This is a genomic window from Chryseobacterium sp. HNCC26DJ239 (assembly GCF_057180445.1).
Genome location: NZ_JBXUGJ010000001.1, coordinates 261,616 through 276,322, shown reverse-complemented (window position 1 = coordinate 276,322; position 14,707 = coordinate 261,616). Strand labels below are relative to the sequence as shown.

17 protein-coding genes are annotated in these 14,707 nt (G+C 34.4%); 6 read left to right on the top strand and 11 right to left on the bottom strand.

The genetic code is table 11. The annotated features are described in order from the left end of the window. Positions 1 to 7 precede the first annotated feature (7 nt). Together odhB and apaG are read left to right on the top strand one after the other, a co-directional pair. Positions 8 to 1,258 (top strand): 2-oxoglutarate dehydrogenase complex dihydrolipoyllysine-residue succinyltransferase, encoded by a 1,251-nt coding sequence (gene odhB, locus AC2A1D_RS01350; RefSeq protein WP_484041870.1) that lies wholly within the window; start codon positions 8 to 10, stop codon positions 1,256 to 1,258. 92 nt (positions 1,259 to 1,350) lie between these two features. After that, the gene (apaG, locus tag AC2A1D_RS01345; RefSeq protein WP_484041869.1) at positions 1,351 to 1,737 is read left to right on the top strand and encodes a Co2+/Mg2+ efflux protein ApaG; all 387 of its coding nucleotides are present in this window, start codon (positions 1,351 to 1,353) and stop codon (positions 1,735 to 1,737) included. Positions 1,738 to 1,814: 77 nt separating this feature from the next. On the opposite strand, the gene AC2A1D_RS01340 is transcribed toward apaG, so the two are convergent. The 4 genes from AC2A1D_RS01340 to AC2A1D_RS01325 are packed head-to-tail and all read right to left on the bottom strand — an operon-like array spanning position 1,815 to position 4,799. Beyond that, positions 1,815 to 2,369: a 3'-5' exonuclease gene (locus AC2A1D_RS01340; protein WP_484041868.1), complete on the bottom strand. Its 555-nt coding sequence runs from the start codon at positions 2,367 to 2,369 to the stop codon at positions 1,815 to 1,817. 59 nt (positions 2,370 to 2,428) lie between these two features. Continuing rightward, positions 2,429 to 2,941, bottom strand: a complete 513-nt coding sequence (locus AC2A1D_RS01335; protein ID WP_484041867.1) for an endonuclease V — start codon at positions 2,939 to 2,941, stop codon at positions 2,429 to 2,431. Position 2,942: 1 nt separating this feature from the next. Continuing rightward, positions 2,943 to 3,911: a glycosyltransferase family 2 protein gene (locus tag AC2A1D_RS01330; RefSeq protein WP_484041866.1), complete on the bottom strand. Its 969-nt coding sequence runs from the start codon at positions 3,909 to 3,911 to the stop codon at positions 2,943 to 2,945. 6 nt (positions 3,912 to 3,917) lie between these two features. Beyond that, positions 3,918 to 4,799 carry a lysophospholipid acyltransferase family protein gene (locus AC2A1D_RS01325; RefSeq protein ID WP_484041865.1) on the bottom strand — a complete coding sequence of 294 codons (882 nt, stop codon included), beginning with the start codon at positions 4,797 to 4,799 and terminating at the stop codon, positions 3,918 to 3,920. 134 nt (positions 4,800 to 4,933) lie between these two features. Between AC2A1D_RS01325 and AC2A1D_RS01320 the strand changes: the two genes are divergently transcribed. Then, positions 4,934 to 5,521 carry a thioredoxin family protein gene (locus AC2A1D_RS01320; protein ID WP_484041864.1) on the top strand — a complete coding sequence of 196 codons (588 nt, stop codon included), beginning with the start codon at positions 4,934 to 4,936 and terminating at the stop codon, positions 5,519 to 5,521. 91 nt (positions 5,522 to 5,612) lie between these two features. Here AC2A1D_RS01320 and AC2A1D_RS01315 read toward each other — a convergent pair whose 3' ends face one another. The 4 genes from AC2A1D_RS01315 to rpsF form a co-directional block, all read right to left on the bottom strand. After that, entirely contained in the window at positions 5,613 to 6,974 is a 1,362-nt protein-coding gene (locus AC2A1D_RS01315) for an aldehyde dehydrogenase (protein WP_484041863.1), read from the bottom strand. A 100-nt stretch (positions 6,975 to 7,074) separates the two neighbouring features. Next, on the bottom strand, positions 7,075 to 7,572 hold the full coding sequence (gene rplI / locus AC2A1D_RS01310) for a 50S ribosomal protein L9 (RefSeq protein ID WP_484041862.1): 498 nt from the start codon (positions 7,570 to 7,572) through the stop codon (positions 7,075 to 7,077). Between the two features lie 137 nt (positions 7,573 to 7,709). Next, complete coding sequence (gene rpsR, locus AC2A1D_RS01305; RefSeq protein WP_484041861.1) at positions 7,710 to 8,012, bottom strand: 30S ribosomal protein S18; 303 nt, start codon at positions 8,010 to 8,012, stop codon at positions 7,710 to 7,712. A 35-nt stretch (positions 8,013 to 8,047) separates the two neighbouring features. Continuing rightward, positions 8,048 to 8,389 (bottom strand): 30S ribosomal protein S6, encoded by a 342-nt coding sequence (gene rpsF, locus AC2A1D_RS01300; RefSeq protein WP_066434819.1) that lies wholly within the window; start codon positions 8,387 to 8,389, stop codon positions 8,048 to 8,050. 126 nt (positions 8,390 to 8,515) lie between these two features. Here rpsF and AC2A1D_RS01295 point away from each other — a divergent pair, with 126 nt between their 5' ends. Continuing rightward, the gene (locus AC2A1D_RS01295) at positions 8,516 to 9,109 is read left to right on the top strand and encodes a hypothetical protein (protein WP_484041860.1); all 594 of its coding nucleotides are present in this window, start codon (positions 8,516 to 8,518) and stop codon (positions 9,107 to 9,109) included. Here the strand turns inward: AC2A1D_RS01295 and AC2A1D_RS01290 are convergent. The 3 genes from AC2A1D_RS01290 to AC2A1D_RS01280 all read right to left on the bottom strand — a co-directional run bounded on the left by AC2A1D_RS01290 (position 9,106) and on the right by AC2A1D_RS01280 (position 12,839). Next, on the bottom strand, positions 9,106 to 10,470 hold the full coding sequence (locus tag AC2A1D_RS01290; RefSeq protein WP_484041859.1) for a chloride channel protein: 1,365 nt from the start codon (positions 10,468 to 10,470) through the stop codon (positions 9,106 to 9,108). The genes AC2A1D_RS01295 and AC2A1D_RS01290 overlap by 4 nt on opposite strands. A gap of 164 nt (positions 10,471 to 10,634) precedes the next feature. Further along, a complete protein-coding gene (locus AC2A1D_RS01285; RefSeq protein WP_484041858.1) occupies positions 10,635 to 11,948 on the bottom strand; it encodes a dihydrolipoamide acetyltransferase family protein in 1,314 nt (437 codons plus the stop codon). 63 nt (positions 11,949 to 12,011) lie between these two features. Beyond that, on the bottom strand, positions 12,012 to 12,839 hold the full coding sequence (locus AC2A1D_RS01280; protein ID WP_484041857.1) for an SAM hydrolase/SAM-dependent halogenase family protein: 828 nt from the start codon (positions 12,837 to 12,839) through the stop codon (positions 12,012 to 12,014). Positions 12,840 to 12,969: 130 nt separating this feature from the next. Here AC2A1D_RS01280 and AC2A1D_RS01275 point away from each other — a divergent pair, with 130 nt between their 5' ends. Further along, the gene (locus AC2A1D_RS01275; RefSeq protein WP_484041856.1) at positions 12,970 to 13,926 is read left to right on the top strand and encodes a PhoH family protein; all 957 of its coding nucleotides are present in this window, start codon (positions 12,970 to 12,972) and stop codon (positions 13,924 to 13,926) included. A gap of 171 nt (positions 13,927 to 14,097) precedes the next feature. Beyond that, complete coding sequence (locus tag AC2A1D_RS01270) at positions 14,098 to 14,619, top strand: outer membrane beta-barrel protein (protein WP_484041855.1); 522 nt, start codon at positions 14,098 to 14,100, stop codon at positions 14,617 to 14,619. Positions 14,620 to 14,707: the final 88 nt, after the last annotated feature.

Genomic DNA, 14,707 nt, shown 5'->3' with positions numbered 1-14,707 from the left:
ATAAGATATGTCAGTTTTAGAAATGAAAGTTCCTTCACCGGGAGAATCAATCACGGAAGTTGAAATTGCAACTTGGCTTGTAAAAGACGGTGATTATGTAGAAAAAGACCAGCCAATTGCTGAAGTAGATTCAGACAAGGCGACTCTTGAATTACCTGCAGAGCAGAGTGGTATTATCACTTTGAAAGCAGAAGAAGGTGATGTGGTACAAGTAGGTCAGGTAGTATGTTTAATCGATATGGATGCTGCTAAACCTGCCGGAAGCGCTGCTCCTGCTGCTGAAGCTCCAAAACAGGAAGAGGCTCCAAAAGCGGCTGAACCTGCAAAAACTGAAGCTCCAAAAGCTGCTCCTGCTGCTCCTCAAACTTATGCTACAGGAACTCCTTCTCCGGCTGCAAAGAAAATTCTTGACGAAAAAGGAATCGATGCTTCTCAAGTTTCAGGTTCTGGAAGAGACGGAAGAATTTCTAAATCTGATGCAGAATTAGCTGCTGTACCTGCTTTTGGAGGAAACTCTCTTACAGCTACAGGTTCTAGATCTACTACAACTACAAAACTTTCAGTTCTTAGAAGAAAAATCGCTCAAAGATTAGTTTCTGTAAAGAACGAAACTGCAATGTTGACGACTTTCAACGAAGTTGATATGTCTGAAATCTTCAGATTAAGAAAATTATATAAAGATGAGTTTGCTCAGAAACATGGAGTAGGTCTTGGTTTCATGTCTTTCTTCACGAAAGCGGTTACTAGAGCTCTTCAAATGTATCCAGACGTAAACGCTTCTATCGATGGTGATTTCAAAGTAAATTACGATTTCTGCGATATTTCAATTGCCGTTTCAGGTCCTAAAGGATTAATGGTTCCTGTGTTGAGAAATGCTGAAAATATGTCTTTCGCAAACGTTGAAGGAAGCATCAAAGATTTAGCAATCAAAGTAAGAGACGGTAAAATTACTGTTGATGAAATGACTGGTGGTACCTTCACAATTACTAATGGTGGTACTTTCGGATCAATGTTGTCTACTCCAATCATCAACCCTCCACAATCTGCAATCTTAGGAATGCACAATATTATCCAAAGACCAGTTGCTGTGGATGGGCAAGTGGTAATTAGACCTATGATGTATGTGGCAATGTCTTATGACCATAGAATTATTGACGGTAAAGAATCTGTAGGATTCCTTGTTGCCGTAAAAGAAGGTATTGACAACCCAGTTGAAGTCTTATTAGGCGGAGACGAGAGAAAAGGTCTTGGTCTTTAATTAATATTTTAGTTAAAAATAAAACTTTACAAATCCCGTCTAAAAAAAGGCGGGATTTTTGTATTTTAAAATTGTAAAAAAAAATTATTGTGATGTTTTCAAAAACTACTTCCAATATTAAAGTTTCCGTTGTTCCCGAGTACGATACAAAAAATTCGTATCCGTCTGAAAGCAGATACGTTTTTAAATACAATATCATTATCGAAAATAGCGGCGATTATTCCATCAAAATTCTTAAAAGAAAATGGCTTATATTCGACGTGGGTTTCGGGTATACAGAAGTGATGGGTGATGGTGTAATAGGGCTTACTCCTGAGCTTAAACCTGGTGAAACTTTTACTTATTTTTCTAATGTAATGCTGAGAAGCGGTGTGGGAAATATGAGTGGAAAATACCTTGTAAAAAACCTTGATTTAGATGAGAATTTCGAAATTGATATTCCGAAATTTAACCTGTTGTCTGAAGTTTTGTGCAACTAATGTTTTTCCAAAATGTGGAAAATGATTGAAGTTTTGGAAGAAATACGCTTACTAAATTGTTCTTAAAAGTTTAATTTCTACAATTTTTTAATCTTTTTGTCCATCAATTGCAAAACTTCATCGTTTGTGCTTATGAAAAGCTTTTCGAAGGCTAAAAGAGAAATTTTTGCACACACTTCGGCGTCATCTCCTGCTCGGTGATGGTTAAAGGTTAAATCATGATACTCTGCAAGATGTTTCAGACCATATTTTGGAAGGTAATTCCAGGATTTTTTTGCGAGTTGAATGCTGCATAAATAATTAATATTCGGTGTGAAAATTCCGTAATGATTAAGACATGCGCGCAAAACTCCTGCGTCGAAAGCCGCATTATGAGCAATCATTAAAGTTCCGTACATCATTTCTTCAATTTCGTACCAGATTTCATCAAAGGTTGGCGCATCTTTTACATCAGAAGGAAGAATGCCATGTACATCGATATTTCGCTGACTAAAATAGGGGAAGCTCGGTGGTTTTATGAGCCACGTTTTTGTTTCGACAACCTGAGAATCTTGCACCACACAAATTCCTACTTCACAAGCAGAGTTTCTATCAAAAGTAGCGGTTTCAAAATCTATTGCGCAAAAATCCATTCGGTTGTTTAATGTTTAACGTTTTATGTTTAAATTTTTTGATAGCTATAATATCAAATTTAGTATTGTCTTGTCAAGGTATCAACTTTTTTTAAAAGAGTAGGGATTCTATAATTTCCATGCATTTTTTTTATTAAATCTGTCGCGGTTTCAACGTCAATTCCAACGCTGGAAATGTATAAAGGAGTTTCGCTTGTGCCTCTTTTTAATTCTTTTTTCTCTTTTTGAACGGTTGCGAAATTTGTTTTAGCAACACCAATTACCGGAATTTTCTCATCAAGACTATCGTATAAATGTTTTCCAAGACCTGCTTTTTTATCATCATCAAGATAAACAAAACCATCAATGATGATGGTTGAAATTTCGATAATTTCGCTTTTAATTTTGTCTAAAAGACTTAGAATGCAAGGTAATTCTCTTTTATAAAATTCTCCTGGAATATATTCACAAACGCCATCTTTTATCTCCGAAAACTGATGCTTCGGATTTTCGTCTTCCCAGTTTTCAAAGGCTAAACAAATGGTGTTGGCTTTATTTTCTTCAAAATAAAAGGTGTCAAAAACGAGATTCATTTTACAAAAAATGTTTAAAAATTAACCATTTAGATTGATAGTACTCCTTTTTTTGATTTTTTTGCCTGCGTTTCCAAGTTCCTGGAAGTTGAGCATAAAAACCGAAATGTCCACTTCCAACAGCCCAAAAATGTGAAAATCCATTTTTGTAACCGAAATATAGAGAAGCAGCTCCGTCTAGAATTAATCTTAAAAATATTATTGCAATCAACTTGGGAAATGGAAGGTTTTTAAGCATCATCGAAAGATTGTTTCGGATGTTTAAATAGGTTTTCTGTGCGCTTTGCTTGTTTAAAGTTCCACCACCCACGTGATAAACTTTAGACTTTCCTGTATAAAATATTTTTCGGCCAGAATTGATTAATCTCCAACAAAGGTCAATTTCTTCTTGGTGTGCAAAAAATCTTTCATCAAAACCTTTTTGTTGCCAAAAATCTTGAGAACGAATAAATAAACAACATCCTGAAGCCCAAAAAATTTCTTTTTCGTCGTCGTATTGTCCGAGATCTTTTTCCACATCGTCAAAAACTCTTCCTCTACAATATGGATAGCCTAAATTATCGATTAACCCTCCTGCCGCACCGGCAAATTCAAAAGAATCTTTTTGATGATAAGAAAGTATCTTTGGTTGAATTGCTGCAATTTCAGGGTGAGCTTCAAAAAGCTCAATAACCGGCAAAATCCAGTTTTCGGTAACTTCTACGTCTGAATTTAAAAGACAATAATATTCTGCCTCAATTTTTCGTAATCCAACATTGTAACCTCCTGCAAAACCATAGTTTTTATCGTTTTGAACAATTTTTATAGTAGGGAAATTCTTTTGTAAAAAAACGACTGAATCATCATCAGAATGATTGTCTATAACGTAGATTTTTGCTTCTGAAGAATGAGTAACCACAGAAGGCAAGAATTTTTCTAGCCATTGTGTACCGTTCCAGTTTAAAATGACTACTGCTGTTGTTGGCTTCATGTTTTATTATTTCTGTGAATCGAAATTTTTGATCGCAGATTGATATTTCCACTTTCTGTGTGACCACAGATAATTGTCTGGATGTTTATTGATGGTGTTTTCAAGAAGTTTATGGAACTTTCTTACCACTTCATGTTCTGTAAATTTTTCGCCATCGGGATAAATTCGGATATAATTTGTTTGATAATATCCACGTTTTACCTTTTTAAGCTCACAATAAATGAAAACAAGGTCCATTCTTGTTGCCAATTTATCATAACCGATAAAAGCTGGTGTTCGTTGGTTCAAAAATTCAAGTCCGTAGTTTACGTGGGCAACATGAGGAGTTTGGTCTGCAACAAACATATAAGCAGAATCGCCATTATTTTGCGTCCTAAAGATGTTGATGATTACTTCTTTGGCTTCAATGGCTTCGTTTCCGAATTTGTTTCTTACTTTTTTCATTTGGTTTTCCCAGAAGCTGCTGTTTACTTTTCGGTAAACAGGATGACAATGCGCTTGAGGTATAATTTTCGCCAAAGCATTCATCCATTCCCAATTGAAAACGTGTCCCGCCAAGAGAATAATATTTTTCCCTTCTGCTTTTGCATCGTGAAAAAGTTGTTGGTTGATGTGTTGCATTCTTACCCTTGTTTCTGTTTCAGTAATGCTGAAAGATTTTACTGTTTCTGCAAGATAATCAGAAAAATTACGATAAAAGTCTTTGCGGATCTTAGCAATCTCGGCATCGGTTTTATTAGGGAAAGAATTTTTAAGATTTTCAGTTATTACTTTTTTCCTGTACCCGATAAAATAGTGGTTTAGGAAGAAAATAATATCGGAAAAAATATACAGAACCTTCAAAGGAAGCTTCGATATGAGATATAGTATTTTGATGAGGAAGTTCATAAAGTATGCAAAGGTAAGAATTAAAAAAGTACATTGTATTTTTTGATGGCAATTATGGATTAAAAATTGATTAAAATGTACACTGTTTTCACATAATTATTTAACTTCGCTGACATTTTTTAATCTTAATTAATATGAAAAAGAAAATAAAACTAGTTGCAGCTTTAGGATTACTTTTTACAGGAAGCTTAATGTTTGCTCAAAGCGATATAAAAGTTGAGAAACAAGAAAAAGATAAATCTTTGCTTATAAAAACTGAGCACAAAGAATTGGATGCTGAAGCAAAGAAAAAAGCAGCAGCAGAAGAAAAAGCAAAGCTTCCCAAACCTTACGATGCGAATGCAAATGCTGAAAAAGACATCGAAAACCTAATTGCAAAAGCTAAAAAAGAGAATAAAAATATCATATTACAAGCCGGTGGAAACTGGTGTATTTGGTGTTTAAGATTCAATCAATACGTACAGACAACACCTGAATTGAAAACGATTGTAGATAAAAACTATTTGTATTATCATTTGAATTATTCTCCGGAAAATAAAAATGAAAAAGTTTTTGCGAAATATGGTAATCCAGGAGCAAAATATGGTTATCCTGTATTTATTGTTTTAGATAAAAACGGAAAGCAAATTCATACGCAAGATAGCGCTGTTCTGGAAGAAGGAAAAGGATATGGCCTTGAAAAAGTAAAGACTTTCTTCAACGAATGGAAGCCAAAATCGTAATGGATTTTAAATTTTAGCAATATTTTGGAGGTTTCTCTTAATAAAAAAATTGAAAAGAAAAAAAGCCGGAACATCGTTCCGGCTTTTGCTTTTATAATAATCTTTTAATCCATTTCTTTTTAGAATCTGTGTAAGGTGGGTATTTCAAATCTGGTTCTCCCCAGTTTTTTCTTTCTAAAATGGCTTTTTCATGCGAAAAAGTTTTAAAACCGAATTTGCCGTGGTAATTTCCCATTCCTGAGTTTCCAACGCCACCAAAAGGAAGATTTTCGTTGCTGAGATGCATTATAACATCATTAATGCAACCGCCGCCAAAAGAAATGGTGCTTACAAATCTTTCTTTTTCTTCAGGGTTGTTGGTAAATAAATACGCAGCTAAAGGTTTTTCCCGAATCATCACTTCATGCAAAGCATCATTATAATTTTTAAATTCTAAAACAGGCAGAATTGGCCCAAAAATCTCTTCTTGCATGATCGTGTCATTCCAATTTACATGATGAAGAATTGTAGGTTCTATCCATCGGTTTTGTCGGTCTGAATTTCCTCCGTAATATGTTTTTTCAGGATTAATTAACGAAATTAGGCGGTCAAAATTTCTCTCGTTAATGATTTGAGTATATTGTTCTGAACCTTTTTCATATTTGAATTTTTTGATATGAAAAGTAAGTTTTTCTAAAAAAGAATTTTTAATTTTTTCATCTACTAAAATATAATCGGGGGCGACGCATGTTTGTCCTGCATTCAAAAATTTTCCCCAAACAATTCTTTTGGCAGCCACATCAATATCGGCATTTTTGGTTACGATAACGGGCGATTTTCCACCTAATTCTAAAGTAACGGGAGTAAGATGTTCTGCAGCAGCTTTGTAGACTATTTTCCCAACTTTTGTGCTTCCTGTAAAGAAAATCTTGTCGAATCTTTCTTTTAAAATTTCAGTAGTCTCTTCAATTCCGCCTTTGTAAACGTGAAGATATTCTTTTGGGAAGTTTTCGTTAATCAGATTCGCAATTGCAATCATTGTATTTTCTGCAATTTCACTAGGCTTAATAATGCAGCAGTTACCGGCTGCAATTGCGGCAATAGCAGGAGAGAAGGAGAGTTGGTAAGGATAGTTCCAGGCTCCAATAACCAATACATTTCCTAAGGGTTCGTAATAAATTTTGCTTGATCCAAGTTGATTCGCAAGATTCGTACCCACTTTTTTATTTTTGGATAAAGAATGAATGTTTTTTATGTAAAAATTTATGTCATTCAGTATAAAAGAAATTTCGGTGGTAAAAGTTTCAAAACTAGATTTTCCAAAATCTAATGCTATTGCTTCGTACAGCAAATTTTGATTTTCAATAATTAACTCTTTAAATTTTTCTAGCTGTACTATTCTGAACTCTATATCTTTAGTAAGTTGCGTCAGGAAAAAACTTCGTTGAAGTTTTACAATTTCGTGAATCTGCATAATTTTTATTTCTAAAGCTAATGAAAATTTTGTGCCTTTACATAAAAAAAGCCACCTCAATAGAGATGGCTGTATAATCTTTTGGTAATTTACCTTTTGATTAAGCTTCTTCAGTTTTAGCTTCCTCTTTTTTAGCAGGAGCTTCAACTGGAGCATCAGAAACGATATCAAACTCGTAGTTGTACTCAACATTTCTGTGAAGTCTAACCAAAGCAGTGAATTTACCAGTTCTTTTGATTGTGTTTCCAGGGATTTTGATGTATTTTTTATCTACAGATACACCAGCTTTACCTAGAGCTTCAGCTAAATCGATATTGTTGATAGAACCGAATAATTTATCACCAGTACCAACTTTAGCAGGAATAGAGATAGAAGTTTTCTTCAATTGCTCAACTACAGCGTTTGCAGCAGCGATTAATTTAGCTTCTTCTTCTTTTCTAGCTTCCAAAGTAGCTTCAAGAGCTGCAATGTTTTTTGGAGTAGCTAAAAGAGCAAAACCTTGAGGAATCAAGAAGTTTCTTGCATAACCTGGTTTTACGCTTACGATGTCGAATTCAAGACCTAAGTTTTCTACGTCTTTTTTAAGAATAATGTTCATTGTTGTTGTCCGTTTTAGAGTGCCGAGTTCCGGGTTTTGAGTTCCGGTTTGCTCATTACTTCGTTAGAATTTAATTAATTAATTCAGCAACAAAAAGCCAAAAGCGAGAAGCTAATGGCTAATTGCAATTTTTTGTCTTATTTCAATAAGTCAGCTACGTAAGGTAGTAAAGCAAGGTGTCTTGCTCTTTTGATAGCAGCAGAAACTTTTCTTTGATATTTTAAAGAAGTACCTGTGTATCTTCTTGGTAAAATTTTACCTTGTTCGTTTACGAACTGTAATAAGAAATCAGCATCTTTGTAATCTACGTGCTTAATTCCGAATTTTTTGAATCTACAATATTTCTTTTCAGATTTTGTATTGATATCAAGTGGTGTAAGGAATTTTACTTCTGATTCTCCACCAGCAGAGGCTTGTTTAGCCATATCGTCAATTGCCATGTCTTTGTCTTTTAAAAATTGGGTTAATAAATAAATTAAGCTTTAGCCGCTTTTACTTTAGCTCTTCTAGTTACAGCGTAGTCTACAGCGTGCTTGTCTAGTTTTGTAGTAAGGTAACGGATAACTCTCTCGTCTCTTTTGAATGCTAATTCTAGATCAGCTACTACAGAACCTTCTCCTTTAAATTCGATTAAAGTATAGAATCCATTCTTTTTCAATTGAATTGGATAAGCTAATTTTTTTAATCCCCAGTTTTCTTTAGCAACGATTTCGCAGTTCTTTTCTTTGATAAGATCTACATACTTGTTCACTGCTTCCTCCACCTGAGCTTCAGATAGAACGGGAGTTAAAATGAAAACAGTTTCGTAATTGTTCATAATGTTAAATGAATTTGTTAATTATTTCGAGGTGCAAAAGTAGAAATTATTTATTGGATATGCAAGTTTTATCTTTTCTCAACCGTTGTTTTTTGTATTTTAGCTTTTAATTAAAAACTTAAACCCGTGAGAAATACTTTATTTTTGGCTTTCAGCTTCGCAACTTTACTTGTAAATGCACAAGATCAAATCATTAAGAAAAACGGAACTTCGCTTGATGCCAAAATTACAGAGGTCGGACAATGGAAAATTTCCTACAAAAAATTTGATAATCTAGATGGACCAACCTATGTTGTAGATAAAGCTGAGATTTATAAAATAATTTTCAACGATAAGACAGAAGAAACTTTAGGAAAATATCCAACTGCAGACGCTGCAAAAGATTTTATCATTAGCAAAATTAATGAATTTGGAATCGACAGAGATAATAATAATGAAAGACTTTCTGCTCAGTTTATCGGAGATAATTTAAAAATAAATTCTGTAAATAAAAAAGGAAAAGTAACAGACGACGGCGATGAGTGGGATTTCCACAATGTGATTAAGTTTCATGATCTTTCTCCTAGAAAAGATGTGTATTACCTTAATATTGTAACCAAAAGATTCAAAAAATCTGCAACAGAAGTAGATAAATTGGTGATTAAATTTACCGATTTCCAGGCGGCAGATGACGTTCTTTTTGCGATGAAAGATTTGCAGTTTATTCTTAAAAGGGATTAATCATAATTTTTTTTGTCGTTTCTTATTTCATGCAAGAAATTCACTTTTAGAACATCATAAAGAGAATGTCTGCTTACCAAAAGTGATGCGATAGAAGAAATCATTCCTGCTAACATCAAATGGAAGATTAAAGAATGTCTGTCGGTCATTTCCAAAACGATGATTGCCGATGTAAACGGAGCTCTCGTAATTCCTGTTAAAAAAGCAACCATTCCTGCTAAAACAACCACGTTGGTTTCGTTATTAGAAAGGTCAATAACTCCTGAAATTACTGAACCAATACTTGCTCCGGCGGTAAGAGCTGGAGCAAAAATTCCACCTGCACCGCCAGAAGTAAACGACAAAGCTGGTCCCATCATTCTTAAAATAGGGATGTACCAAGATTCATGTTTTTCTTCGGTGAAGAGAATTCTTTCCATAATTTCTTTACCAGAACCAAGAATTTCTCTGCTGATAAAAAATGATATGGAAGCGATAAACAAAGCGCAAACTACCAAAAATAAGATGTTGGCTTTGTTAGATTTTAGTTTTTTACTTTTCCATTTATTTATTCTAAGCATTACAACAGAAAGTTGACTCGCAAAAATTCCCGCAATTGCCGCCACCAAAATAATCGGAAACATCACCATGAGCGAAACATCGTTGGTTTTAGGATAGCCTAAATATAAATAAGAACCAGCCAAAGTTTGCGCTGTTAAACCTGCAATAATTACGGCCGTAAATAAAGCTGTTTTAAAGTAGTTAATATGCGTTTTTGATAATTCTTCCACCGCAAACACAATTCCTCCAAGTGGTGTGTTGAAAGCCGCTGCTAAACCGGCTGCAGCTCCTGTCATAATCATGTTTTTCTTAGAGATTTTTGGCCACCAATCGGGAAGATATTCATTTACTTTTCTGAAAACCGAACCCGCAATTTGAATTGTTGGACCTTCTCTACCAACGGCTCCACCACCAATTACTAAAATTACAGAAGAAATAATTTTGAAAAAAATAATTTTTATGCTTAAAAAACCTTTTATCAGCTTATGTTCTTTCGGATTGGCGAGTTCTACAGATGCCATTACTTGAGGGATTCCGCTGCCTTTTGCGTTGGGTGCAAATTCTTTTACCAACCACCACGAAAGTACAAAACCAATGGGTGCAATAATGAAAATCATCCAATCGTGCCAATCGAGGATAAAATGGAGTAGGTTTTCTCCCCACGAGAAAATTTTTGCATACATCACGGCAAAGAAACCTGTGATTACCGAGCCAATCCAAAAAGGAATCGCTTGAAGTAAATTATACTTCAATTGTTCGTTTCGGATATTGTCGAATGATTTTTTGAGAGTTCTTCTGAAGTACGTGAAAATTTTCAACATACGTCAAATTTACATTAAAAATTATTGAAAATAAAATTTAAGTATTAATTTATGACTAAATATTTTCGAATTGATAAAACAAAAAAAACCTTCGAAAAAAAATTCGAAGGTCTATATTTAAAATAGCAGCAAGTAAAAATTACTGATTACTCATTGCTTATTACTTATATTTCCGTGTTCATATCCCAGTTTTCTAGGTAATCGTGAACGTGTTTCAACATCATTCCTCCCAAAGAACCGTCTACAACTCTGTGGTCGTAAGAATGCGACATAAACATTAAGTTTCTGATAGCAATTACATCGCCATCTGGAGTTTCAAGAACTGCAGGTTTTTTCACAATCGCTCCAATTGCTAAAATAGCAACTTGCGGCTGCGGAATAATTGGTGTTCCCATTAAGTTTCCGAAGCTTCCTACATTTGAAATAGTGTATGTTGCCCCTTGTGTATCTTCAGGTCTTAATTTTTTATTTCTTGCTCTGTACGCTAAGTCGTTAATTGCTTTTGCTAAACCAGAAAGAGAAAGTTGGTCTGCATTTTTAATAACAGGAACGATAAGGTTTCCGTCTGGTAAAGCTGTTGCCATACCAATGTTGATGTTTTTCTTCTTGATGATGTTTTCACCATTAATAGAAACATTAATCATTGGGAAATCTTGAATCGCTTTTACTACCGCTCTTACGAAAATAGGCATGAAAGTAAGTTTTTCACCTTCACGTTTTTCGAAAAGAGATTTATGCTTAGCTCTCCATTTTACAACGTTGGTAACGTCTGTTTCGATGAAAGAAGTTACGTGAGGAGCAATTTGTTTTGCTTTCACCATATTTTCAGCGATAATTTTTCTCATTCTATCCATTGGAATGATTTCATCACCTGCTGAAGTAGGAATCGTTGCTGCAGGAGCAGAAACTGGCGCCGCTGGAGTTGCAGGAGCCGTTTGTTGCACTGCAACCGCTTGTGGAGCTGGTTGGTTTCCTCTGCTTTTAACGTATGCTAAAATATCTTCTTTTGTAATTCTTCCTTCTAGACCGCTTCCTTTGATGGTTTTAAGCTCTGCTTCAGAAATGTTTTCTTCCTGAGCGATAGATTTTACCAAAGGTGAAAGGTAAATGTCTCCCGAAAACTCTGTAGAAGCTGCTACTTTTAAAGGTTCTTCAATAGTTTGTAGAGTCTCAGCATCTGGAGTAGCTGTAGAAGTTTCAGTTTTTGTTTCTTCCGAAGCTGTGTTTCCGCCTTCTCCTTCAATTTCTAAAATGGCGATGGCTTCACCAACTTTTGCAACTTCGTCTTTTTGCTTAAGGATTTTTACAATTTTCCCCGAAACTGGTGTCGGAACGTCTGAATCTACCTTATCAGTTGCAATTTCTACTACAGAATCATCTTCTTTTACAGTATCGCCTTCGTTGTACAACCAAGTGATTACCGTAGCTTCCATAACACCTTCCCCCATTGAAGGAAGTAATAATTTATACTCTGCCATTTTTAATTTTTAGATTTTGACAAATATATAAAAAAAATCGGTTTTTTTACGAAATGTATAATTTTATGAAAATTGAATGAAAATCTTTTCACCTACATTTAGCCCAAAAAGGCTTTTGGCTCCGTTTTTTTTGCTGCCTTTGTAAATGGTAAGTTCCAGTAAATCACTGTCATTAAAAATTGCTGCAGATTGCCCATGGAATTCAGTTTCTCGCTCCCAATCAGACACAACTTCTGTGTGTGTAGCAAAGATTTTTGATAAACTTAAATTCCTAAATTTAATGGTGAAGTTCTCTTGTCCGCGCGCAATCGTTTCAAAATACTCTTTGCCGATATTTGAGATTATATTTCCGAAATTATCAATGTAAGTAACTTCGCCTACAATTATTTTCTCAGATTCATTGTAAACAGGTTTTGGGAAAGAGAGTTGTTTTGCTGTTGTTATTTTCCTACCAATTACTTCCGGTAATCCTCCATTGGCTAAATGTACAGCGACAGGAACAAAAACATCGGTAGATGTAAAATTTACCACGTCGTCGAATCTGTTATTGAGTGTAATCTCATAAATGGCTTCTGGTTTGATATCGAAAAAAATGAGGCTTAAAACACCATTATCTGCCGCAATAAAGTAAGAACCATCTGCTTTGTAAAGAATGTTTTTTCGAGATTTATGATAAAAACTATCTGTAGCCACAATATGTATGCTTCCTTTCGGGAAATACTTATACGAATTTCTCACGATATGAGCGGTTTGTACAAGGTTAAAAGCCTGAATGCTGTGAGTAACGTCTGTAATAATTACTTCACGGTTCAGCGAGAGGATGCTGCCTTTAATAGCAGCAACTCTGTAATCTAAAGTGCCAAAATCTGATGTAAGTGTAATGATAGACATTGAAAAGCGTGGAATGCAAAACACAAAGATATTTAAAAATTAAAAAAAATGAACCGAAATTGTGGAAAAGTATTTAGAAAATTTCAGAAAAAATAATTTAACTTTAAAAAATCTAAAATAAACTACTTGCATGTTTGAACTGACGTATGATTTGGAAGATGTTGATGTAAAGATCTTCTACGGGGTTAATAACCAATATTTCAACTTGATAAAATCTACATTTCCTACTTTAAAGATCACTGGAAGAGATCATTTTATTTTTGCTATGGGAAATCAAGAGGTTTTAGATATTCTGAAAAATAAACTTGATGATATCGTAAGATTTATCTCTAATAATAATTACATTGAGCTAAAGGATGTAGAAAATATCCTTAATATAAAAGACGAAAACGAGAAGCAATTGGTTTTCGACCAAGATATTATCGTAAAAGGTGTAAATGGAAAAGTTATTAAAGCTAAAACAACCAATCTTAAAAAACTGGTAAAAGAAACCGAGAAAAAAGATATGGTTTTTGCGATTGGACCTGCAGGAACAGGGAAAACGTACACCAGTGTGGCTTTGGCAGCAAGAGCTCTTCGAAATAAAGAGGTGAAAAGAATTATCCTTACAAGACCAGCTGTAGAAGCAGGGGAGAGTTTAGGATTTCTTCCGGGAGATTTGAAAGAAAAACTTGATCCTTATTTGCAGCCCCTTTATGACGCGTTGCGAGATATGATTCCGCATGAAAAATTAGAAGGTTTTATCGAAAAGAAAGTCATTGAAGTAGCGCCTTTAGCATTTATGAGAGGAAGAACTTTGGATGACGCTTTTGTGATTTTAGATGAAGCTCAAAATACAACGCATTCACAGATGAAAATGTTCCTTACCAGAATGGGGATGAATGCTAAATTTATCATTACAGGAGATCCAAGTCAGGTCGATCTTCCTCCCAAACAGCAATCTGGATTGCGTGAAGCCATGCGTATTTTGAAAGAAGTAAAAGAAATTGGTTTCGTACATCTTACAGAGGAGGATGTTGTAAGACATCCTGTAGTGAAGAAAATTATTTTAGCTTACAACGATGAAGAGAAAAAGTTGAGAGAATAATTTTAACTTTTTATCAAATAAATATAAAAACTCTATTTTTTGCTGTTAATTCTGGCTTAAATAGAGTTTTTTTATTAATGTAGAATGCTTTTTTCATGAAAAAGTAAAGAAAAATTTGGATAATCTTTAAAATGTGTTATATTAGCCTTCGGAAAAAAAAATCTATTAACAATGAAAAAACTATTACTTATCGCCTCTTTTGCGATGATGGGAACTACAGCATTAATGCATGCTCAAGAAAAAGGATTTAAAATTGGTGCTCATGTAGGATTGCCGTTTGATGATAATTATTCATTCAATGCTGGTGTAGATGTTGCATATATGTGGCCAATTTCTGATAATTTTGAAATCGGTGCAACAACTGGTTACTCATATTATTTTGGAAAAGAAATAACAGTAGCTGGAATAAACTATATGGGTGTTAATATACCTTCCCAAACTTATAAATTCAATATTGGTTCAATTCCATTAGCAGCAACAGCTCAGTATAATTTTGATGGAGGATTCAATCTTGGAGCGGATTTAGGATATGCTTTTCTTACAGGCGATGCTGATGGTGGAGGATTTTATTATCAACCAAAAGCTGGATATACTTTTGCAGAAAAGCATACGGTTTATGCAGGTTACAAAGGGATTAGTAAAGAAGGAACAGAGCTGAGTTCAATTAACATTGGCTACGCAATTAAATTTTAATATTTAGAAAATAATCATCTTTTTAAGCAGGGTTTTAACCCTGCTTTTTTATGCAGTAATTTTTACGGCATTGCTTTTGTAGTATGGT